This window comes from Paenibacillus sp. J31R30 (genome assembly GCF_059692115.1).
On sequence record NZ_JCAUAV010000002.1, the window covers coordinates 15,723 to 38,358 of the forward strand.

At 45.8% G+C, this 22,636-nt stretch carries 17 protein-coding genes, 1 riboswitch and 1 other annotated feature; of the genes, 12 read left to right on the top strand and 5 right to left on the bottom strand.

Annotation, left to right across the window (positions count from 1 at the left end; genetic code table 11):
- Window positions 1–7: 7 nt before the first annotated feature.
- The 8 genes from AC58QO_RS06095 (at window position 8) to AC58QO_RS06130 (ending at window position 13,554) form a co-directional block, all read left to right on the top strand.
- A complete protein-coding gene (locus AC58QO_RS06095) occupies window positions 8–1,348 on the top strand; it encodes an ABC transporter substrate-binding protein (RefSeq protein WP_497264415.1) in 1,341 nt (446 codons plus the stop codon).
- A 205-nt stretch (window positions 1,349–1,553) separates the two neighbouring features.
- Entirely contained in the window at window positions 1,554–3,374 is a 1,821-nt protein-coding gene (locus tag AC58QO_RS06100) for a sensor histidine kinase (RefSeq protein WP_497264416.1), read from the top strand.
- Window positions 3,349–4,956, top strand: a complete 1,608-nt coding sequence (locus AC58QO_RS06105) for a response regulator transcription factor (protein ID WP_497264417.1) — start codon at window positions 3,349–3,351, stop codon at window positions 4,954–4,956. The genes AC58QO_RS06100 and AC58QO_RS06105 overlap by 26 nt, the downstream gene beginning before the upstream one ends.
- A gap of 127 nt (window positions 4,957–5,083) precedes the next feature.
- Window positions 5,084–6,418 carry an ABC transporter substrate-binding protein gene (locus AC58QO_RS06110; protein ID WP_497264418.1) on the top strand — a complete coding sequence of 445 codons (1,335 nt, stop codon included), beginning with the start codon at window positions 5,084–5,086 and terminating at the stop codon, window positions 6,416–6,418.
- A 65-nt stretch (window positions 6,419–6,483) separates the two neighbouring features.
- Window positions 6,484–7,362 (top strand): carbohydrate ABC transporter permease, encoded by an 879-nt coding sequence (locus AC58QO_RS06115; RefSeq protein WP_497264419.1) that lies wholly within the window; start codon window positions 6,484–6,486, stop codon window positions 7,360–7,362.
- Entirely contained in the window at window positions 7,362–8,180 is an 819-nt protein-coding gene (locus AC58QO_RS06120) for a carbohydrate ABC transporter permease (RefSeq protein WP_497264420.1), read from the top strand. The genes AC58QO_RS06115 and AC58QO_RS06120 overlap by 1 nt, the downstream gene beginning before the upstream one ends.
- Window positions 8,181–8,211: 31 nt before the next feature.
- On the top strand, window positions 8,212–10,323 hold the full coding sequence (locus AC58QO_RS06125) for an alpha-galactosidase (protein ID WP_497264421.1): 2,112 nt from the start codon (window positions 8,212–8,214) through the stop codon (window positions 10,321–10,323).
- A 153-nt stretch (window positions 10,324–10,476) separates the two neighbouring features.
- Complete coding sequence (locus tag AC58QO_RS06130; RefSeq protein WP_497264422.1) at window positions 10,477–13,554, top strand: discoidin domain-containing protein; 3,078 nt, start codon at window positions 10,477–10,479, stop codon at window positions 13,552–13,554.
- 38 nt (window positions 13,555–13,592) lie between these two features.
- On the opposite strand, the gene AC58QO_RS06135 is transcribed toward AC58QO_RS06130, so the two are convergent.
- Window positions 13,593–14,441, bottom strand: a complete 849-nt coding sequence (locus AC58QO_RS06135; RefSeq protein ID WP_497264423.1) for an AraC family transcriptional regulator — start codon at window positions 14,439–14,441, stop codon at window positions 13,593–13,595.
- A gap of 173 nt (window positions 14,442–14,614) precedes the next feature.
- Here AC58QO_RS06135 and AC58QO_RS06140 point away from each other — a divergent pair, with 173 nt between their 5' ends.
- Entirely contained in the window at window positions 14,615–16,099 is a 1,485-nt protein-coding gene (locus AC58QO_RS06140; RefSeq protein ID WP_497264424.1) for a tagaturonate epimerase family protein, read from the top strand.
- Between the two features lie 64 nt (window positions 16,100–16,163).
- Here AC58QO_RS06140 and AC58QO_RS06145 read toward each other — a convergent pair whose 3' ends face one another.
- Entirely contained in the window at window positions 16,164–16,475 is a 312-nt protein-coding gene (locus AC58QO_RS06145; protein ID WP_497264425.1) for a hypothetical protein, read from the bottom strand.
- Between the two features lie 52 nt (window positions 16,476–16,527).
- Complete coding sequence (locus AC58QO_RS06150; protein ID WP_497264426.1) at window positions 16,528–16,821, bottom strand: DUF3055 domain-containing protein; 294 nt, start codon at window positions 16,819–16,821, stop codon at window positions 16,528–16,530.
- Window positions 16,822–17,025: 204 nt separating this feature from the next.
- Here AC58QO_RS06150 and AC58QO_RS06155 point away from each other — a divergent pair, with 204 nt between their 5' ends.
- Both AC58QO_RS06155 and tyrS read left to right on the top strand, forming a co-directional pair.
- A complete protein-coding gene (locus AC58QO_RS06155; protein ID WP_497264427.1) occupies window positions 17,026–18,039 on the top strand; it encodes an HRDC domain-containing protein in 1,014 nt (337 codons plus the stop codon).
- A 65-nt stretch (window positions 18,040–18,104) separates the two neighbouring features.
- Window positions 18,105–18,366, top strand: a binding site (T-box leader).
- Window positions 18,367–18,424: 58 nt separating this feature from the next.
- Window positions 18,425–19,684, top strand: coding sequence for a tyrosine--tRNA ligase (tyrS, locus tag AC58QO_RS06160; RefSeq protein ID WP_497264428.1), 1,260 nt, complete (start codon window positions 18,425–18,427; stop codon window positions 19,682–19,684).
- A gap of 72 nt (window positions 19,685–19,756) precedes the next feature.
- On the opposite strand, the gene corA is transcribed toward tyrS, so the two are convergent.
- Both corA and AC58QO_RS06170 read right to left on the bottom strand, forming a co-directional pair.
- Entirely contained in the window at window positions 19,757–20,692 is a 936-nt protein-coding gene (corA, locus tag AC58QO_RS06165) for a magnesium/cobalt transporter CorA (protein ID WP_497264429.1), read from the bottom strand.
- A gap of 304 nt (window positions 20,693–20,996) precedes the next feature.
- Window positions 20,997–21,224 (bottom strand): hypothetical protein, encoded by a 228-nt coding sequence (locus tag AC58QO_RS06170; RefSeq protein WP_497264430.1) that lies wholly within the window; start codon window positions 21,222–21,224, stop codon window positions 20,997–20,999.
- A gap of 224 nt (window positions 21,225–21,448) precedes the next feature.
- Window positions 21,449–21,578: riboswitch (SAM riboswitch) on the top strand.
- A 111-nt stretch (window positions 21,579–21,689) separates the two neighbouring features.
- Here AC58QO_RS06170 and metA point away from each other — a divergent pair.
- Entirely contained in the window at window positions 21,690–22,634 is a 945-nt protein-coding gene (gene metA, locus AC58QO_RS06175) for a homoserine O-acetyltransferase MetA (RefSeq protein ID WP_497264431.1), read from the top strand.
- Window positions 22,635–22,636 lie beyond the last annotated feature (2 nt).

Below are 22,636 nucleotides of genomic sequence, written 5' to 3' on the forward strand. Positions count from 1 at the left end.
AAAAAACATGAAAAAGGCAGTATTCACATTAATGTCATTGTCCATGATTTTCACTGCAACCGCTTGTTCTTCAGGTACTTCTAGTAACCAAAGTGGTGGAGCCACAACAGCGCCAACAACAGCAACGACTCCTAGTGCAACAGTTAGTGCAAGTAAGGACCCAGTTAAGCTTCGTATGGCTTGGTGGGGAGGTCAAGCGCGCCACGATTATACGCTCAAAGTTATCGAAATGTATGAGAAATCACATCCGAACGTTAAAATTGAAGCTGAATATGCCGCTTTTGATGATTATTGGAAAAAGCTTGCGCCTCAGGCTGCTGCTAACCAACTGCCAGATATTATACAAATGGATATCTCGTATTTAACACAATACGGTGGAAGAAACCAATTGGCGGATTTGACACCTTTTACGAAGAGTAAAGTTCTTAACGTAGACGACGTAAGTCCAAATGCTGTTTCGGGTGGTCAAGTAGGCGGGAAGCTCGTAGCTATGAACTTAGGGGTTAATGCTTTGACCAGCATCATGGACTTCGAGATGTTGAAAAAAGCCAATATAACGCCTCCTGAAAAGAACTGGACATGGAATGATATGGATGCGATTACTGCAAAAGCGAAAGCTGCGGGCAAAATCACGGGCGGTTTCCGAGATGACGTTTTCTTCCCTTATTACCTGCGTACACTTGGTCAAAAAATGTATAACGCGGAAGGCACAGCCCTTGGTTATACCGACGATAAGCTGTTTATTGATTATTTCACTCGCTCCCAGAAGTATTATGATGCTGGAAGTGTGCTAGCGCTTGATAAGGCTGCCCAAAAGAAAGGCACACCAGAAGATGACGAGTTGACATTAGGTAATTCCATTTCCTCCAATGGTTGGTCCAATCAATTTATTGGTCTAGCTACAGCATCGAAACGTGAGCTTGTCCTGCAGCCAATGCCAGGTCCTGATGCAAACAAAGGGTTATTCCTGAAACCAAGTATGTACTGGTCCGTATCAAGCAGTTCCAAAGTACAAGAAGAAGCGGCTAAATTTATTGATTTCTGGATCAATGATATTGAAGCGAATAAAATCATTAAAGGCGAGCGCGGAGTACCAGTAGCATCCAAAGTGAAAGAAGCTTTGAAACCGCTGTTAAGCCCGAATGAAGTAAAAGTATTTGACTATGTCGCATGGGCTGAGAAAAACAGTGCGCCAATGGATCCTCCGAACCCAGTTGGTTCCATCGAAATCGAGAAGCTGCTAAAAGATACAGCTGAGAAAATAATGTACAAGAAAATAACGGTTCAAGAAGCGGCTGTCTCCTTCCGTAAGGATGCAACAGCAATTTTGGACAAAAACAAAAAGTAACATGAGATTTTAAAAAAACAGGTACCCATTGTTGGACACTTTGAACAAGTGTTTAGACGGTGGGTACCTGTTTAGCGTTATTCGTGAGCCAAAAATTTGAACATAAACTTAACAAAAAGTTGAATTTGTAAGCAGCAGGATAGATGTTACAATGTGGTATAATCGATCCAATTTTAATTTGAACAACAGGGGAAGTTGGGATGGCATGATCAGGTGGCTATTTATTAATAGGAGCATCCGTACAAAAATAGTTTGGAGCAGTGTCCTGATCTCCTTGATCCCCATGCTTGTACTCTCCATGATTTTTTATAAGTCGAGTACCCGCTCTTTGGAAAATTCGATGTTCCGAAGTTCGGATCAGAATGCCGAGTATTTATCTGGGTATTTAGATCAATATTTCAGCAATATTTCTTCGTCTGCCCTGCAAATATATGGTTTCGAACGCATCCTGAATCTCATGGAGCATGGGGCTAATTATAATGATGCCGATATTATTTTGCTCAGGGAATCGATTAAAAACTATGATTTGCTGATTCAGAATAAAAACAAAGACATTATTAAGATCATGATCTTCGGCAAAGAAAATAAGCTGGAAGATTCATGGTCCAGAGCGGCTAGCTACGAATCCGTTAAAATGGATCAGGAGAGCATTCCTCATTACAAGGAGATGCTCGATTTGCCATTTCAGCAAGCGCTTATGTTTACGTATAAAGACATCACATTACAACAGGACTTTTTTGTTTATTCGATTCCGATTTATGATCCGTTCTATAGAACGAAGTTCGGTACGCTCGTTTTTTACATCCAGAGCAAGGAATTATCGAAAATGATTGAAGCGAATAATCATTCGCCGAACGTAATCGTATTGCAGAACGCCAGCGGCGAGCCCTTTTATCAGACGAATGGCAAATATGCGGATATCGTACCGAAATATGAAAAGCCAGAGATTAGCTCGCAAAATAATCCTAAGGACATTCAATTTTTGAATAAGAAGGATTTATTTGTCGCTACCTCGCGTCTCAATTATGGTAATATTTCGCTTTCAATTGTATATCCGAACCCTGAACTGGAACAGAACCGCAGGAATATTTTGCATACGACGGTTGGGGCGTTTATTTTCGTGATGCTGAGCATTTCACTGCTCTCGATTTTCGCGCAGCATTATATTACCCGACCCATCAAGCTGCTCGGAAAAGCGATGAAAACTGTTCGCAAAGGCAATTTTCATGTTAGTCTGCCGCAGAATACCAATTATCGTGATGATATCTCGGAGCTGACGGGCAATTTTAATTTCATGACAGATAAAATTCGTGAGCTAATTGAATCCAAATACGAAATGCAGCTTCTCAATAAAGAAGCGCAAATCCTTGCACTGCAAATGCAGATCAATCCGCATTTTCTGTACAATACGCTGCAGACGATCGGCGGCAAAGCTGTGCTAATCGGGGATTATGAAATTCACGAGATGTGCCGTGCTTTAGGCGATATGTTCCGATACAGCTTCTATGAAGGCAATGTCGCTTCGACGATTGGTCAGGAGCTTGCGCACGTGAATAACTACTTGTACATCCAACAGCTCCGTTTTGAGGAGACGTTGCAGATTGAGTTCGACGTCGCTACGGATCTGATGGACTGTGCGATCATTCGATTCGTCATGCAGCCGATTATTGAGAACGTCATTGTGCACGCGTTCAGCATGCGGGAAGAGGAGCAGTCGCTTCGAATTGGCGTGAGCGTACTGCGGGAATCGGATACCGTTGTACTGATGGTGAATGATAATGGACCTGGTATCGAAACAGAAAAGCTTGCTGCGCTGCGCGCATCGTTCGAGAACAAATCATCCGACGTCTTCTATGGTGTATCCATCGGGCTCAAAAATGTGCATGAACGATTAAGACTGGTTTATGGAGCGCCATATGGCCTAGATGTGGAGAGTGAGATAGGGATCGGAACGACGATTCGCATACGCATTCCGTACAATTATAATGGGGGTGACAGCTTTGTACAAAGTAATGGTCGTGGATGACGAATCATTGGGAAGGAAATCCGTCTGCAAAATGATTAGTGAGCTTGCTCTGGACGTGGAAGTTATTGCCGAAGCGCGACATGGTGAGGAAGCGTTGGAGCTTATACGTATTAGCAAGCCTCATATTATTGTGACGGACATGAACATGCCGGTCATGAACGGTCAACAGTTTCTAGAAGCCTTATACACCAATTATGCCGAGATCAAAGTAATTGTCATTAGCGGCTACTCGCAATTTGAATATATGAAAGCAGCAGTGACTTTTCAGGCTTGTGAGTACGTGCTGAAGCCAATTTCTCTGCTGGATTTGAAAAGCGCGTTAGTGAAGGCTATGGAGGCAAGTCACAACCATTTGACGCTGCAACAGCAAAAGAAATTCAGCCAAGACATGTGGCAGCTCCGCAGAGAGGTGTTTCTTGGGCATGTCACTAGCCGCCGTATTACGAATGTCATAGATATTCAAACGCAAGCGGAAGAACTTGCAATCTCTAACGCTAGAGGCAGCTTTCGGCTAGCTGTCTGTATGTTCCGCAACTTTCATGACATATCCATCAAGAAATTCCATGGAAATGCAGATTTATTAATGTATAGTATCGAAAATATTTTGGCTGAGGTGCTCTCCTCTGACGTACAGGATGTTGCACCGCTTATTTATAAGTCGGACGACAGGATGAGTCTCTGTCTATATGCACCAGAGTCCGCCTACGATGAGACACGTATCCGACAGTTACTCACGTCCTTTCACAACGTGATAAACCAGATGCTTCAGCTTGATGTGGTAGCTGGTTTAAGCAGTGTGTTCAAAACATTGGAACGGCTGCCAGAGGCTTATGACATTGCCAATGACCAGTTGAGAAATAACGTACTGCATGCGACCCATTTTTCGCTAAGCACCCCGGAACAATTCACAGGAGCGGCTCCTGCCGCGTGGGAGTTGTTAACGGTGTTTGAGCTGAAAACCTTGCAGCAAGCATTTGCCGCAGGGAATGGGGCCGAGAGCCGCGAGCTGCTGCGGAATTTCCTGCACAAAGCGGACAAAATGAGTGGACTGACCATCCGTGAGGGGCAGCGAACGCTGAAAAAGCTAACAGAAATGGCCGCCGCTGAGCTGTCAGACATGGTGATTGCTTATCCGCAGCTTTTTGATGCACGTTCGATCTCAGGCATCGTGGATTACAGTCTGTTCAACCACTTCATCGAACAGTTCACCGAAGCCATAGAGGAATATCATGCGAGTAAGGGGACATCCCAATCCGTTCATTCCATGCATGAGATTGCTTCCTACTTGGATGCACACTATTTTGAAGACATCAGCCTGATCGACATTGCCACACGTTTTCATCTCGACCCAAGTTACTTAAGCAAGCAGTTTAAATCCGTGACCTCTGAGAACTTTATCGAGTATGTGACGCGTAAACGGATGGAAAAATCATGCGAGCTGCTGAACATGTCCGAATATAGAATTAGCGAGATATCCGAGCTTGTAGGTTATGAGAATCAACGTTACTTTAGCCAAGTGTTCAAAAAGTTCACGGGACAAACGCCTTCGGAATACCGAGAGAAGTATGCGGCTAAGACGTAAATACCAAAATTTTGAACATCAGAACGACAATTTATTTTATTACGATTCCTTCTTTCTGAGCGTAAGATAGGATTCAGAACGAGCGTACACTGTTCTAAACCGAGAACGAGGAAGAGGGGTAATAGATATGAACAAGTTTGCAAGTGTAAGTGTTTCGGCAACAATGGTGGCTCTATTATTGTCAGCGTGCGGCAGCAACAGCAATACGGCAAGCACGGCAGCACCAGCTGCAAGCAGCGAGAGTAAGCCAGCAGCTACTGCGGCTGCAACGGCAAAAGTAGAGAAGCCAGTAACGATTTCCTTCATGCATTTCAAAAGTGATGTCACGGACGGCGTAGCCAAAATCGTCGAGCAGTTCGAAAAGCAAAACCCTAACATCAAGGTCGAGGTACAGCCTGTTAAATATGATGATTATTACACCCTATTGAAAACGAAAATGGCCAGCGGCGACATCGTGGACGTGTTTACGTTAAATGCGGGCAGTAATACGAAGCTGCTGCATGACGGCGGGTATCTCGAAGATTTGACGGGGAAAGATTTCATGTCCAACTTCGATCCAAGCGTACTGAAAGCGCAAGCAACAGACGGCAAGAACTATATCATGCCAGTTAATGCTACACCAATTGCCGTATTTTATAACAAAAAAATATTCAGCGATCTCGGCCTTCAGGTTCCTAGAACGTACGATGCGATGATTGCTGCTGCCAAAAAAATAAAAGAAGCGGGCAAAACACCTTTCGCCCTTGGTTGGAAAGACAACTGGACATTAGGCATGTGGTTAAGCCGAGACCTGCCAAGTAACACAGCACTTGTGGAGAAACAAGCGGACTTTTTCACCAAAGTTGAAAAGGGAACAGCGAAATTTGCTGACAACCCTGCCTCCAAAACGGTTATCGCTCATGCACAGGATTTGTTTGACCTCGGTAACAAGGATCAGCTTGGCGTCGATTACAATGGCGTCGTAGACCTTTTCTCCAAAGGCGATGTAGGTATGATGTACATGGGAACTTGGCCTTTGGCGGATATTCAGAAGAAAAATCCAGAATTGTACAAAACAGGCATGGGCTACTTCCCGTATCCGTTCAGCAATGATGAAAGCTTGAATAAGCTTGAATTCAACCCTGATGCCTCTCTTGCCGTGAACAGCAAATCAGCGAATAAAGCTGCAGCGTTGAAATTCCTTGCATTCATGGCCAGCAAAGAGGGCGGAGATGCTTGGGTGAAAAATATTAACTCGCTTAGCTTTGTCAAAGGCGCCTCAACAGACATCGCGCCAGCGGTCAATGATCTTAAGCCATATTTCGATAAAGGGCTAACGTATGATTCTCAATCCTTTATTACCACGACAATTGATTGGAACTCACAATTTACCCAATATGTTCAAAAGGTATTTTTCAAGAAAGCAACACCTGATCAAATCATTAAGGATCTCGATGACTGGGTTGCCAAAAACCACAAATAACGACAGCTTTATAACGGCATAGGCTATTGCCTATGCCGTTATTGATCAGAAGGGGAATTTAACCTATGGGAAATATAAAACGAATGATCCGTAGTGAGTTCTGGTATGTGCTGTTCCTTATTCCGGGTATTCTGTTATTTACGTTAGCAGTCCTTATTCCATTTGTGATAGGAACCCGATATTCCTTCACAAGTTGGGATGGTGTATCACGCAAGCTGACGTATATTGGGTGGGAAAACTACGTGCATGCTTTTCAAGACTCGGACGTATGGGCCGCGCTTGGAAATACGTTTAAATATGCCTTTATTCTAATGGTGCTTGTGAATGTGCTATCTCTTCTACTGGCTTTGCTTCTGGATTCATATTTGAAGTTTAAGAACTTGTTTCGGACAATTTTCTTCCTGCCGAGCATTCTCTCCATTGTATTATCTGGGTTTATTTGGAAATATAATTTCAGCACAGGCTTTCCCAAGCTGCTGACAATATTCGGTCTGGATGTAACAAGTCCACTTGGTAATCCCGATTATGCTTTGTTCGGATTGATTGTAGTTGCCCTGTGGCAAGGCGTAGGTGCACCTATGATTATCTATATCGCAGGTTTACAAGGGATTCCTAGTGAGCTCGTTGAGAGTGCCAAAATGGACGGAGCTGGAGCAGGTCGAGCGTTCTGGCATGTGACATTACCATTGCTTGCACCCTCCATTACGATAAACCTTTTGCTCGTGTTGACGGGCTCGCTCAAAGTGTTTGATCTCGTTTGGGTAACCACGCAGGGAGGACCGGGCTTCGCTACAGAGGTTATTACAACATTCATCTACAAGACAGCCTTCAATTCCTTCAAAGCAGGTTACGGCATGGCGTTATCGATGATTTTCTTCGTCATTCTGGTCATCGTGACGATTGTGCAATTATCCATTTTCAGAAGACGGGAAGTGGAAATGTAATGAAAATTACACGATACAGCACGTTCGCTGCGGTTGCAATTCTAGCTATTCTGTTTGTGTTTCCGATGTATGTCGCGTTACTGATGTCACTCAAAACAGCGAAGCAAACCTTCGATTCCTTCTATTCGCTGCCGACGAGCTTAAATTTTACGAATTACACGCATGCGTGGAGTACGTCCAAATATCCTGCAGCATTTATAAACAGCTTGATTGTAACTGGCATCTCTGTTGCTTTGATTATCTTCGCTTCTGCACTGGCTGGGTATGCAATTGCGCGCAGAAGTAAGCCATTTTACAACTTCATTTTTATCTTGTTCCTCTCGGGTATGATGGTCCCTTTTCAAGTCATTATGCTGCCTTTGTATCAGATCGGCAAATCGTTCCATCTCGTGAATTCACATTGGGGACTAGCGCTAATCTATGGCGGTTTCGGTGTCCAGATGGGCGTATTGTTTTACACAGGTTTCGTGAAAGGCATTTCACGTGAAATTGAAGAAGCCGCTAGGATTGATGGCTGTTCGACACCGGGTATTTTTATCCGAGTTGTTATGCCTCTGCTTAAGCCGGTTACGGCGACGGTACTCGTACTGAATGCGTTGTACATTTGGAACGACTTCTTACTTCCACTGCTCTACCTGCAGGACAAAAATTACCGTACGATCCCGCTGCAGCAGTACTTCTTCTTCGGTCAATACAGCAGTGACTTGAATCTTGCTTTCGCCTATGCGGTTATGGGCATGATTCCGATTATCATCTTTTTCTTGTTCATGCAGAGATTCATCATCAAAGGGATTGCCGCCGGAGCGATCAAGGGATAGATTCATGGAGACATATAGGGGGACTGTACAGGTGTCAATATCGGTTTTGGAACAAGCGAACATCTTCGAAATTCGCACTGATAAATCTTCATATGTGTTCGGGATCAATGAGAAAGGCACCATTCAGCACTTATATTGGGGCGCACACGTTGAAGCTGCGGATTGTGGGTATTTATTGAAAAGCAGGCTGCATAGCTCCTTCGATGCGGAAATCGATCGGGAGACAGAAGAGTATGGTGGCTGGGGGGGCTGTAATTATGCCGAACCAGCGCTGAAAGCCTCGTTTGCAGACGGTGTACGTGACTTGAAGCTGAGGTATGAAGGATATCGAGTTGTTGGCGAAAATAAAATCGTACTGCGGATGGTGGACGCTTGCTACCCGTTAAATATTGAAGTTCACTATAAAACGATCCCTGAGTACGATCTGATTGAACGATATGTGCAGGTGCACAATGGGTTGAACGAGTCCGTTCGTATTGAGCAGGTTATGGCAGCAGTTTGGTCGGTGCAGGGTCTGCCTGATTACCGAATGACGCATGTGACAGGCCGTTGGGCAGGCGAGTATCAATTAAGATCAACGGTCTTGTCTGAAGGGAAAAAGGTGCTGGAATCACGCAGAGGTTTTACGGGTCCGCACGCTAATCCATGGTTCGCTATCGAAAATGGAAAAGCCGACGAAACCTCGGGGAATGTGTGGTTTGGCGCACTTGGCTGGAGCGGCAACTGGAAAATCGTTGCGGAGAAATCGACGTTCGGGCATGTACGTATCGTAGGTGGAGTGAATGATTTTGACAGCGCCTTTGTGCTCGCACCTAGTGAAGTGTATACTTCGCCTGTATTCGTCGGCGGATTTACATCGGATGGTTTCGGTCAGATGAGCCGCAATCTGCACAAGTACCAGAGGGATTACGTATTGCCGACAAGTGTGCTGCGCAAAGTGCTGTACAATTCTTGGGAGGCGACTGAATTCGTCGTAACCGTGGAAGGGCAGAAGGAGCTTGCTGGGCAAGCTGCTCGCCTTGGAGTGGAGCGCTTCGTTGTTGACGACGGTTGGTTCGGCCAGCGTCATAGCGATCGAGCGGGCCTTGGGGACTGGTATGTCAACCCGGAGAAATTCCCGAAAGGTCTCGAGGAACTAATCGATCACGTTAAGGGACTAGGGATGGAATTCGGACTATGGGTAGAGCCAGAATCGGTCAACCCCGACAGTGACTTGTACCGAGCGCATCCGGAATGGGTGTATCAATTCCCGACGCGCGTAGGCACACAGCTGCGCAATCAATTGTTGTTGAATGTGGGGCTGCCTGAAGTGAAGCAATTCGTCCTCGACTTCATGACGACCTTGCTTTCGAAGTATGATATCCGATTTATCAAATGGGATATGAATCGAACCGTGACAGAGCCCGGTACGATCAACTCGGGGCAGGATGCTGGTGACTCCCTGTGGATCAAACATGTCGATCACTTGTACGCCATTTGGTCCGAGTTAAGGGAGCGATTCCCCCATGTGGAGTTTGAGACATGCGCGGGCGGAGGCGCGCGGATCGATCTTGGCATTTTGCGCTATGCCGATCAAGCTTGGATTAGTGATAATACCGATGCACGTGACCGTTTAGCGATTCAAGAGGGGTTTTCCTACGCCTACAGTCCGGCTGTCATGATGTGTTGGGTAACGGAATCTCCGCATGGTTTTAACGGCAGAAGTCTCCCGCTATCGTACCGATTCCATAGCGCGATGATGGGTGGTTTGGGTATAGGGGCGAACATCAGCAAATGGTCGGTAGAGGAATTGGATGAAGCGAAGCGTTACGTGGAGCTGTACAAAGAGATCAGGCCGATAATAATGAACGGCAGCCTTTATCGGCTTTCCTCGTTGAGGGATGCGAATTTGGCAGCATATCAATATCTAAGTACGGATGAACGTGAGGCTGTCGTGTTTGCGTTTTTGCAATCGCAGCATTTTGGCTCTGAAGTCCGGAATTTGCGGCTGCAAGGGCTTGAGCCCCAGGCGTCCTATGAGGTACAAATTGACGATGGAGATGCTCTCGTTCGTCATGGTTCGACACTTCTGAACCTCGGCGTTCCGTTGACGCTGCGAGGGGATTATAAAAGTATGATGATTCGAGTGAAGAGAATGAAATAGAGATCGTTTGGATGAAACGCAAGGTGACTTGCGTTTTTTTGTTTGCAAAAATTAAGACATCGAATCCACAAAAAATTGGATTCAATTCAATAGGAAACGAACGATATAATCAATATTGTAAGCGCTATCATAAACTAAATGAGGAGGGAATTCATGATTAAAAAATCGCTTGTATTCATCGCGCTTTTCGCTGTGATGCTGACCGGATTGCTGCAAGCAGGCGCAACAACGGCCTTGGCTGCCACGGTTACCATCTCACAGGCTGGTAATGTCGTAACAGCAACGAATGGAACGCTGACGATCACCTACAATTTGTCGACAGGTAGAGGTAACTTCAATGCCGGTTCTACGAGCATCATCAGCAATTTTTATTCCGATTACGGCGTAACGGGAAGTTCAACGCGGATTAGCTCGTACGATGCGGGAACAAGATCAGCTAGCTGGACGACGATTGGCACGGATAGCTACGGCATTAACGGTAAAAAACTGACAATCACCAATACGTTGACATCGGGCTCGACAATTATTCTCTACGTAACCCTGTATGAGAATAAACCTTTTGCCTTAGTAAGCATGACGGTGAATAAAAGTACTTCGCAAAGCATTAACTTCATGGAGCCGATTGCTGCAAACAATTTGGATATCGGCACGGGCACAGATAAACGGATTTACACAACGCCATACAATAACAACTACGATTATGGTGTCGCACCTGTGAACGATTTTGGTAACGGCGAGAATCAAATTGATCGTACGGCCACATCTACGACGACATGGGGCGCTTTTGACGGAACGAGTTATTGGGTGGCTGCGATGTTTGACAATACCAATAAGAAAGGATTTATTGCTGGTGCTGCCACGACACCTAAATGGAAAAGCATGCAGTACCTACATCAAGCCGCAACGGCTAATGGTCCATTAACGGGATTTTCCGTATATAACGCCGGCGGATCCCAAAGCGGAACCTCGATATCATCGGATAAGTTTTTCCTAGGCTACTACAGCAATTACCAAGATGGCTTGGAGCAGTTCGGCCAAACATATGCAGTGGGAGAGCCGAAACTCGCATGGACCGGTGGCGTGCCGATGGGCTATAACAGCTATTACAGCTTCTACGGCCTGCCGACAGTAGACGCGATGCACGGCATGATTGATTATTTTGCTGCTAATCTGAAACCGTTGGGCTACACCTATATGAACCTGGACTGCTGCTACAAAGGAACGTCAGGTCAAGCGTACCCGACTGATTTTCAAGCATATGCGGATTATGTGCACAGCAAGGGATTGAAAGCAGGCAATTACACAGCGCCTTTCTTTATTTACCAGCAACTCACCGATACCGTTCCTGGTGCTCCAACGTACACTTTCCAAGATATCGCGCTTAAAGATAGCAGCGGTACGCCAATTTCAACATATCTCGGGGCAAGTACGTACATTATTGACGCAACGCATCCGGGAGCGCAGGCTTATTTGAGAAATCTAATGGACGTCGATTTTGTCAATGTGGGCATGGACTATGCAAAGCTAGATTTCCTTGATCTGGGGATGTATGAAGGCAATCATTATGATGCTTCCAAAAATGGGATGCAGGCCTATCGCATCGGTATGCAAATCATGCGTGACGAGCTGTTAACTGCTGCTCAGCCTATTTATATTAACGAATCGATCGCTCCGCTGCTCCCGTCGGGCTATGCGCACGGCAGAAGATCGGGCATCGACACGACGATTCCACTTCAAGGCAACCTATATTCGGGCATCGAGCGTCAAGCCTTCAACTCCGCTGCCTCATGGTGGACGAACGGCACACTTTATACGTACAATGACCCCGATATGGCACTGCCCGAAAATATTGCCAATGGATTCTACAAAAATACGTTGAATCAAAGCAAGCTGTACGCAACGGTAACGATGCTTGAGGGTGGTCATAATATCATCGGTGATAATGTTCCGTTTATTTCAGAGGATCGAATGAGTACTCTAACGAACCCGTCTTTAATTGCTTTATCGGGTCAAGGCAAAGCGGCTAAGCCGATTAAGATGACGAACTTTTATCACAAGCTTGAACATTCGCCGACAGCCATTTACTCTACCGATACGAATGGTGACAAGATTGTCGGTCTGTCCAATTGGAACATGAACAGCACAGCTTCAACGACAGTAACTTTCGCTGATTTAGGGCTTAGCGCTAGCACGACATACACAATCACAGAGCTTTACAGCAGTACGAAAGTCGGCACTTTCACTGGGAGCTATACGCGACTCCAGCAGCCAGGAGAATCAGTCATTTTGCGAATTTCCCCGACCAGCTCAGCTCTGCCACTTGCCTCAGCCAATCTGGCAGCTGGCAAAACAGCAACAGCTTCCAGCTTCTATTCGGCGGGTTACGAAGCTTCCAAAGTCACAGATGGAGATATCTCAACGCGTTGGAGCGCAGCAGATAGTCAGTATAATAATCAGTGGGTGCAGATTGATTTCGGCGCTGCAACCAATGTGAACCGCATTGCCGTCAAAGAATACGGCTATGGCAACCAGAATTTCCAAATCAATACGTACAATTTGCAATACTGGAACGGAACGAGCTTCGTTAATCTCAAGAATGGCTTTACGATCGGGGATAACCGCGTTTTTGATTTCCCGACCGTTTCGACGTCGAAGATTCGGGTTTATATCGGTAAAGCCAACTTTTTAGCATCCATTAATGAGATTGAGGCTTATAACATAACGGGGAATACGGGCAGTATCATCGAGCAGGACAACAGTGCCACATCGTACAGCTCCTATTCGGATATTCGCGCTAATCTGCAACGCATGCAGACGTTCTCCTTAACGTCCACGAGCTTGCCGAGAATCGATATGTATCTGTACGAGAGCTACGTTAACAAAGTGCCTGAGGACAATGTATACATCGATATCGTGAAGTTGGATGTGAATAACTATCCGGTGCAGAAGTTGTTCACGGCATCGCTGCCGTCGAACAATATTCCTGGAGTGGCGACGCCTTACGCGATTTATCCGAAATTGACGGGCCTCGATACGACGCAGAAGTATGGCATTATTTTACGCTCACCTGCCTCGCTAGATGATGGATCAACGAACAATAAATATGGATATGCTTACAATGACAGCAATTCATATGCAGGCGGACTTGAACGTATTTCAACAGATGGCGGAGCAACCTGGAGTACGGAAAACAGTGGTAATCGGGATTTGATTTTTACCATCTATAAGTAATAGAACGGAAAAAAGAGGGAGTTTTCTCCCTCTTTTTCTCATCTCACAATCACCGATTGCCGATACCGCAACGGCGTCATTTTCGTCATCTGCCGAAAAACACGGCCGAATTGGACTAATGAGCCGAAGCCTACCTGCTCGGCGATCACGATGACTTTTAGCCTCGTCGTTGCCAGCAGTCGCTGAGCTTCTTGCACACGAACGAGATTCACATATTCAACCAGCGAAAAACCGGTAATTTCCTTGAACATTCGGCTTAAATAAGCCGGGCTGATTTCAAACTGCTCAGCTAGCTCTTCCAGTCGCATCGGCTCAGCGTAATGGGTGTTGATAAATCGCACGATGGTAGATATTTTCCGGTGCAGAGGAGAGACATGTTCTGGCGAAGTGACGGGATGTACACGTACGAATCGTGCCGTGAACAATAACAGTTCCACTAGAAAATGCGTTATGGCGAAGGTTTGTCCCAGATGATGCTCTTTCGCTTCTTGAATCATTTTGCCAAGAATGTCTTCGACGAGTCTCCGAGTAGGCAGATCCAGCCGTAGTACGGGCGTTGCATGCGTGAAGGCGTCGAGAAGGTATGGAGCTTCGTTCTTCATGCTTTCTAATAAGCTGTCACTGAAATTAATGACGACTCGTGCATGTCCTAATTTATCTGAATCGGACGTAGCATGAAGCTCGCGGCGATTGATGAGGACCAAATCACCTGGAAGTATGAGATACGATCGATCACGAATAAAATACATACGTTCTCCTTCGTACAAATAGTAGAGCTCATACATATCATGCATGTGCTGAGTCCTCTCGAAGGGGCCAGAGCGATGAATATGCTGGATGTAGAAAGGGCCTTCATCTTCATTGCCGAAGGTGACGGTACGCGACATAGGGGAGACTCCTTATTTGAAATGATGTATCTGAAGTATATCATGAACATAGTGAAAAATATGAATAGTTTTTACTTAAAATAGGAATTGATGAAGAGAAAACGCTCGTTGCTTGCGCTAAAATGAAGGTATAGAACCTAGCAAACGTTTGCAAAAATAGGAGGAAATTTAACATGAACGCACTTATAGAAGCAGTACGCGCAGGAAAAGTAAGCGAGTTCTCATCCGAAGTGGTAAAGGTATATGCATCATCCCAAACGCAAGTGGGAGACACTACGCTTTTAGTGGTACGCACTACAGAAGGTAAACGTCTATTAGTTGTAGGCAGTGGTGAATTGTATGATGCGCTGCAAGGTGATGTTGTAGAAGGCGGGAAAGTGGCTCCGTTAACGCATGCAAATCGTTTGATTATCAATCAATTTTTGCCATACACAGCTCCACAAGCCTTCGGTACACAAGTAGCGACAATGGGTTTAGGCGATCGACTTGGCATTGCAAGTCCTGGCCATATTCAAACGATCCGCGGCAAAGATATTCGTCCTGTTTTGGCACAGCAAAGTATTCGTGAGTTGGCATTGACAGGTCGCACGTATGAAGATGTTTTGGATGCAGCGGCTTATGCGGTTCTGCAAGAGGGCTACAAGGACGGGTATGGCGCAGACGGCGACCACTTGAAGAAAGAAGAAGACATCGAGTACGCGCTGCGCCTTGGCTTTACAATGCTGACGCTCGATTGCTCCGAGAATATCGACAATACGATTGAGTCCATGTCCGAAGCGGAAATTGCTGCGAAATACGAGCAGCTGCCTGCTAGCCTACGCAACCGTTATGAAGAGCGCTACCTGCAGACAGCTCCGAATGTACCGGGTGCAACACTTGCCTATACAGCGGAAGCTTTGAAGAAAGATGTCTTGATATATGATGCTGCGATTAATTTTATGGAAGCCATCTACCGCAAGTATATCGTTACACTTGATCGTGCGGTTGATTTCGAAATTTCCATTGATGAAACAGCAACTCCGACTTCCCCTGAGGCACATTATTTAGTTGCAAATGAGCTTCGTGATCGCGGCGTTAAGATTTTCAGCATGGCGCCACGCTTCTGCGGCGAGTTCCAAAAAGGAATCGACTACATTGGCGATATCGCGCAATTCGAGCGAGAGTTAGCGAGTCATGCTGCGATTGCTGTACATTTTGAATATAAGCTTAGTATCCATTCCGGCAGTGATAAATTCAGTGTGTTCCCGTTGATCGGGCAATATACGAACGGCTTGTTCCATATCAAAACAGCAGGTACAAACTGGCTGGAAGCCGTTCGTGTTGTAGCGAAAGTAAATCCTACGCTTTATCGCCGTATGCACCAATATGCGCTTGATCACTTCGTTGAAGCAACAGCTTACTACCACGTGACGACAGATATTAACGCGATCGTCCCGCTTAACGATGTATCAGATGCACAACTGCCTGATTACATGGAAGAGAATAATGCGCGTCAGCTGCTGCACATCACGTATGGCTTGCTCCTTCAAGCGAAAAATGAGGATGGTAGCCGTACCTTTGCAGACGAGTTTTTCCAAACGTTAGCTGAGCAAGAGGATACTTTTGCAGAAGGACTCCGTCATCATATTGGCAGACACTTGGAGCTGCTGGGCAAATAAGCAATCGAACAAAAAACGCCACGAGCATCCCAATTGACGGGTGTTCGTGGCGTTTCTCAATTACCTAGGACAAGCCCTCAGTAGACTCTCCTAGTTCATCATCTGCGCCAGGATAGTCTCTAGAAATGCCTTCGTGCAGCTCACGGTTCTCATAAGCAAATCGGTTGGTCGGGCGTTGATCCTCTCGCCAAGGCGAGCTCTTTCCAAGTGACTCTGACATCATCGATGTGCCATAGGGTCCTTCAGGAAACTCCTCGGGGATCATGTCATTACGCTGGGACTCTACCGACTTGAGGTCCGTGTACGCAGCAAGGCGGTCTTCTGAGAGGAAGCCTAATCCCTCTACATTGTTAGTATGTGGTGACTTCTTACGCATGGATAAGCCTCCTTTTCAGGTTATGCTTTTTCCAGTGTCCCCCGACAATCCCTTAAATATCCGTAAAATGTATCGAACCGATAATTTGAGATAAAAATTCGGTTAGCTCTTGGGCTTGTTCTTCGTTAAGCTTAAACACGTGCTCCAGATAGCCTTCTTCGTCCAAATCATCTGGCCCAATGACTGCGCTGCGTCCTGATTGCAAATCGATAACCAGTTTCTTGCCATAATAACGGGTAGTGGTCATGATTGCGAGGTCAAATCGATGTAATGCATTACCTACGAAACAAACAAAACGTGTTGTCGTTTCTTCCTGATGATCATATAAAAAGTCATAATCAGACATAAGGGCCCTCCATTCTCTTTCTAGTATGAATCTATTATAACCGATAAGGGCTCGTCAACAAAACAGTTGTTGCGCCTAACTGCCAAACATGGTATGATTTGGATATTAGAAAAAGGAAGCACCTTTTCTGTCCTAACGGGCGGAAGAGGTGCTTTTTCGTTTTTCTGAAACAAAATTCATGAAAAGTCTGGAGGAATTGAAGAGATGAACATTGTATTTCTGAACACGTTGGAGAAAAATTCGGGGGACCAGCAAGTGCTCTCTGCGCAGGTTTCTATTGCTGAAGAACAGGGGATTTGGAGCGTTTATTGGAGTGAGCCCGACTCCGAGGGGAAGCTTGGACAAGCTGAATGGTACCAGGGCATAAGCTGGGATGAGATGCTCTATGCCTTCCGTCAAGGCTTGCGTGAGAAAATTCGAATCGGCTTCCGACCATTGGTACACACGGAATTAGATCTTACACAAGGCTTGACGGGTAAAGCCAAAATGACACAGATGCTAACCTACTACTGTGAGGAAAATCCGAATGAAGAGATGTACGAGTCTCTTCGCACATGGCGCCGCGAGCAGGCTGCTCGTGAGAAGAAGGCACCTTATATCCTCGCTACGAACCGTGTCCTGCGGATGATTTCTGTCTTCTTGCCTCAGAGTAAGGAAGAGCTTCAGCAAATCCCTGGCTTTGGCGAACAAAAAACCGCGATGTACGCTGAGCAATTGCTTGGACTGATCGGCCAGTCCACACGTACGAATGGTTTTCCCTTAGACTGGGTTGCTAACTACGTCGATATGACGAAATTCGAGGGTTGGCTCCTTGCACAGAAAGAGCAGAAGCTGCGGATTGAGCTTGATCGTGAAGTTAGCAAGCGCAAGCTGCTTGAAATCGTTGCTGGCGGTGGCAGCTTGGCCGATCTGCAAGCAAATCTGACGATGCCGCGGAGAGAATTGCTGCTGTGGGTGGAGGATTTGGATCGTGAAGGCTACGATATGGATCCTCTTGTGGAAGCGGAGCTTACTTCGATACCTGAGGAAGAGCAGATCAAGGCATGGAATGCGTACGAATCGGAAGGGGACCGCTACTTAAAGCCTGTCCTCAAGAGCCTAACAGGGATCGAGGAGCTGAAAGGCAAGGAGCTGGACAGAGCGTATGAGTGGCTGCGCCTGCTTCGGTTGCGTTTTCGCAGGGAGAAGGAAAGAAATACGATCCAAGCAGCAAGTTAATGCGTATTGACAAAGGTTGAACGGATATGTTTAAATGTTCAATAATCTAATAACCGTCAATGCGATGACGAACATGGGCGAAGCCCAGAGTAGGAAAAATGCCGCTGCTGCAGAGAGTCGGTGGAAGGTGCAAACCGATGCAAGCATGTTTTCCGAATTACAGTTCTGAGTTGGTGGAGGGAACGTGCTCATTCGAGCATCAGTAGCTTGCACCCGGCAATTCATTTGTCGTTAATTTTCTAAGTGAAAGAGAAGCTGCGTGTCTTCAGGCATGTAACCAATCTCTTTAATTAGGGTGGTACCGCGAGACAATCTCTCGTCCCTTTGTGGACGTTGAGGTTGTCTTTTTTGTTTTCTTTTAACCAGTAGAACGGAGGGATTGCAAATGTTTTCATGGGATAAGCTTACGGAAGAGCAGCAACAACAAGTAGAGCATCAACTGAGTATCCTTAAGCGCGGGGCAGCAGAAATCGTGCCGGAAGAAGCGCTTAAACAGAAGATTATGAAAGCCGTTGTAACAGTGACACCGCTTAAAGTAAAGCTAGGCTTAGATCCATCTGCACCCGATATTCACATCGGTCATACCGTCGTGCTGCAGAAGCTGCGTCAATTCCAAGATTTGGGACATGAGGTTCAGCTCATTATTGGTGACTTCACGGGCCGCATCGGCGATCCGACAGGGAAATCCGAGACGCGCAAACAGCTGTCGGAAGAGGATGTGAATCGCAACGCGCAAACTTATCAGACGCAGCTAGCCAAAGTGTTGGATCTGAACAAGACGTCGTTCTACTACAACTCCTCTTGGCTAGGTGAGCTGCGCTTTGATGATGTCCTAAGACTTGCTGGTAAAGTGACTGTCGCGCGCATGCTCGAAAGAGATGACTTTGCCAAGCGGTATGCGGCGAACCAGCCGATTCATGTGCACGAGTTTTTCTACCCGCTTATGCAGGGCTACGACTCCGTTTCCTTAGAAAGCGATATCGAGCTGGGTGGAACCGATCAGACCTTTAATATCCTAATGGGGCGCACGCTCCAAGGTGCCTACGAGATCAAAGAGGGTCAAGTGGCGATCCTCATGCCGTTGCTTGAAGGGCTGGATGGCGTTCAGAAGATGAGTAAAAGCTTGCGCAACTACATCGGGATTGATGAGCAACCGAACGACATATTCGGCAAAACAATGTCCATTCCGGATTCGCTCATGCTCAAATATTTCGAGCTGACGACAGCGCTGTCGAATGCGGAAATCGAGGAGCTGCGGCAAGGACTCGAAGCGGGGACAATCCATCCTAGAGACGCCAAGCTGAGGCTGGCCAAATGGTATGTGGAGATGTACCACGGCGTTCAAGCGGCCGAGGACGCGGAACAGCATTTTGTTACTGTTTTTCAAAAGCGCTCGTTACCGGATGAGATTGAGGAAGTTAGTTTGAGCCGCAATCAATTGGATGAGGGAAGGATTTCGATCATCAAGCTATTGGTCAATTTATCCCTGCAAGCGTCGAATGGAGAGGCAAGGCGGAGCATAGAGCAAGGGGCAGTGAAACTCAACGAACAGAAGCTAACCGATATTCATGCGCAAATCACCCCGGAGGATGGCGATATCCTTCAAGTGGGTAAACGGAAATTTGTCAAAATTAAGCTATCGTAGGATACATGCAAAAAGGGTGACTTCAGCATCGTTCTGCTTGGAGTCACCCTCAACATATACCATCTGATCGGCTCATAGCCAATCTTTTTTGCGAAATAAGACATACATACCGATGCCTAGAGCACCCATAAAAGCTAATACAATGGTATCGCCGTGAGCAACCTGCATCCCAAGAACATTATCAAAATTCATTCCGAACACGCCTGTAATGAATGTCAGAGGCATGAATATCGTCGTAAGTGCGGTGAAAACACGCATGATTTCATTCGCTCGGTTCGCAACGCTGGATTGATAAGCTTCTCGTAAGTTCCCCATGAGATCGCGGAGCGTATCGAACGTATCTACAATTTTGACGGCATTCTCATAAATGTCGCCGAAATATTTTTGCAACTGATGATCGATCAGTCTCAGTTCTTTCTTGCCAAGCGTTCCGATGACGTCACGCTGAGGGACTAGCACCTTTTTAAGCCATAAAATTTCAGAACGAAGACCGATAATCTCATTCAAATGCGACTTCTTCGTCGACATGAGAATATCTTCTTCCAGCTTCTCAATCTTCGCTTCAATTCGGTCACCGACCGCCACATAGTTATCGACAACAAGATCGACCAAATGATATAAGAAACGATCCGCGCTATTCACTTCTTCTTCCCAAAGGAAGGGCTTTAAAGCGCGCAGTTCATTAATTTTTTGTCGTGTTACGGTAATTATCACATGCTTACTTAGAAATAAATTAAGTGCGCGTAGAAAAATTTCTTCATCATCAAAACGAATGCTATTAATAACAATAAAATAATGAGAATCATAAAATTCAATCTTAGGACGCTGTTCTTCCTCGCTAAGACAATCTTCAACGGCCAAATCATGCAAATGGAACAGAGGCTGAAGTAATTCCAGATCCTCGATCCCCGCATCAATCCAATAGAAGCCTTGACTAGGAGGTGTAAGCGCAGCGGTGACATCTTCAATTAACGTGAAAATACCATTTTGAACCAACCGTGTTTTCATCTGCCCACCCCTTTGAATGGAATCAGCCGGTTAGTTCATCTAGAAGAGCATAGCTCAGGATGATGGAATAACCGACTTCATTCCTACACTTTGAAATTGTTTACTGATGACCTTGCAGGTACTACTCCTCGGTTCTCCGTCCAAGCGTATGCCCTCCTTTTCCGTCCGTGTCGAATACTTGTCTAGTATACCCGTTCATATATCACGTTTCAAGCCAAAAAGTTTGATGAAATAAGGGAAATCTCGTTTAGATAAGGTATGGCAGCAAGGCTAGGTCTGTGATAAAAAAATAAACCGCCAAAACTTACTTGGCGGCACTTAGAATCTTATTTTTGATGTCCGTGTACATCTGAATTAACTCTGGGGTACCACGCTTCATTAGATCGGCCTCACTTTCAGCTCCATAGATGTGAGGAAGCTGAGCGGCAGCCATTTGTGCTTGCTCCAGCGTGGGTTTGATGTTTTCAGTTAAGGCGAAATAACGATGAAGGGAGGCGAATACTGAGAAATTATCCGATGTTTGAGTTGACATAGTAGCCCTCATTTCTTTGTCCACATTAACAGCGTAAGCTTGTCCTACTTGTTTAACCTGAAGTACCCATGCTTAAACAGTTCTACCTGATACGAATTGTATCAAAGGAATAGACGGATGGCTACTTTTACAAAACCTTACGATATCTGACCACGGTACAAGCCGAACCATCTTGACTTTCGATTAATTTATAGTATGATAATGCTAATCGCATACGTTACGTTTTCTTATCAAGAGTAGGTGGAGGGACTAGCCCTATGACACCCGGCAACCGACAAACCTTTGTAATCCAAAGGGGAGCACGGTGCTAATTCTTGCGGAAACGCTGTTTACAGCGAATCTGGGAGATAAGAGAAGGACATTGACTTTGACTTTCCATGGCCTTTCTCTGATTCCAGAGAAGGTCATTTTTGCTTTTAATACACGTTTGTACCTAACTTAAACTAAAGAAGAGGAGTGAACAGGATGCCGATCAAGATTCCTGACAACCTGCCTGCCAAAGAAATTTTAAACCAAGAGAACATCTTCACCATGGACGAATCTGTCGCGTATCATCAGGATATTCGTCCACTTCGGATTGCCTTGCTTAACTTAATGCCGACCAAAGAAACGACAGAGACACAGCTGTTGCGTCTGATCGGAAACACGCCGCTGCAAGTGGAGTTCGTGCTGCTGCATCCCAAAACCCACACTTCCAAAAATACGTCGCTCGAACATTTAGATATGTTTTACAAAACGTTTGATGATATCAAAGACGACAAGCTAGATGGTATGATTATTACCGGAGCGCCAGTTGAACAAATGGAGTTCGAAGACGTGAATTATTGGGAAGAGCTGACGCAAATTCTCGAATGGAGCAAGCGTAATGTCACTTCCACTTTGCACATTTGCTGGGCGGCTCAAGCAGGCTTATTCCATCATTTCGGCGTACGGAAATATGGTCTGGAGAAGAAAACGTTCGGTGTATTCCCTCATACGGTGAGTGTTCCGAACACGAAGCTGCTGCGCGGTTTCGATGAAGTGTTCAATGTTCCGCAATCACGTCACACCGATATAATTCGTGAAGATATTGAACGATGTCCGGATTTGGAAATTCTTTCGGAATCCGATGAATCAGGGGTCTATATCGTCGCAACGCGTGATGGTAAGCATATTTTCGTAACAGGACATTCGGAATATGACGCTTGCTCTTTGAAATGGGAGTATGACCGCGATGTGGCCAAAGGGCTGCCAATCGATATCCCGAACAATTACTACCCGAATAACGATCCAAGCAGACAGCCTTACAACACTTGGAGAGCACATGCGAACTTGCTGTTCTCGAACTGGCTGAACTATTATGTATATCAAGAAACACCTTTTGAGTTGACGGTAAACGTTAATGAAAGCTGGGCAAGCTCGCAATTGTAAAA

Excerpts from the sequence above, each read along its gene's own strand:
- AC58QO_RS06095 (WP_497264415.1), top strand. The coding sequence starts at position 8 with ATGAAAAAGGCAGTATTCACATTAATGTCATTGTCCATGATTTTCACT.
- AC58QO_RS06135 (WP_497264423.1), bottom strand. The coding sequence starts at position 14,441 with ATGTCGCGTACCGTCACCTTCGGCAATGAAGATGAAGGCCCTTTCTAC.
- AC58QO_RS06110 (WP_497264418.1), top strand. The coding sequence starts at position 5,084 with ATGAACAAGTTTGCAAGTGTAAGTGTTTCGGCAACAATGGTGGCTCTA.
- AC58QO_RS06100 (WP_497264416.1), top strand. The coding sequence starts at position 1,554 with ATGATCAGGTGGCTATTTATTAATAGGAGCATCCGTACAAAAATAGTT.
- AC58QO_RS06170 (WP_497264430.1), bottom strand. The coding sequence starts at position 21,224 with ATGTCAACTCAAACATCGGATAATTTCTCAGTATTCGCCTCCCTTCAT.
- tyrS (WP_497264428.1), top strand. The coding sequence starts at position 18,425 with ATGTTTTCATGGGATAAGCTTACGGAAGAGCAGCAACAACAAGTAGAG.
- AC58QO_RS06115 (WP_497264419.1), top strand. The coding sequence starts at position 6,484 with ATGGGAAATATAAAACGAATGATCCGTAGTGAGTTCTGGTATGTGCTG.
- AC58QO_RS06120 (WP_497264420.1), top strand. The coding sequence starts at position 7,362 with ATGAAAATTACACGATACAGCACGTTCGCTGCGGTTGCAATTCTAGCT.
- AC58QO_RS06140 (WP_497264424.1), top strand. The coding sequence starts at position 14,615 with ATGAACGCACTTATAGAAGCAGTACGCGCAGGAAAAGTAAGCGAGTTC.
- AC58QO_RS06130 (WP_497264422.1), top strand. The coding sequence starts at position 10,477 with ATGATTAAAAAATCGCTTGTATTCATCGCGCTTTTCGCTGTGATGCTG.
- AC58QO_RS06145 (WP_497264425.1), bottom strand. The coding sequence starts at position 16,475 with ATGCGTAAGAAGTCACCACATACTAACAATGTAGAGGGATTAGGCTTC.
- AC58QO_RS06150 (WP_497264426.1), bottom strand. The coding sequence starts at position 16,821 with ATGTCTGATTATGACTTTTTATATGATCATCAGGAAGAAACGACAACA.
- AC58QO_RS06155 (WP_497264427.1), top strand. The coding sequence starts at position 17,026 with ATGAACATTGTATTTCTGAACACGTTGGAGAAAAATTCGGGGGACCAG.
- corA (WP_497264429.1), bottom strand. The coding sequence starts at position 20,692 with ATGAAAACACGGTTGGTTCAAAATGGTATTTTCACGTTAATTGAAGAT.
- metA (WP_497264431.1), top strand. The coding sequence starts at position 21,690 with ATGCCGATCAAGATTCCTGACAACCTGCCTGCCAAAGAAATTTTAAAC.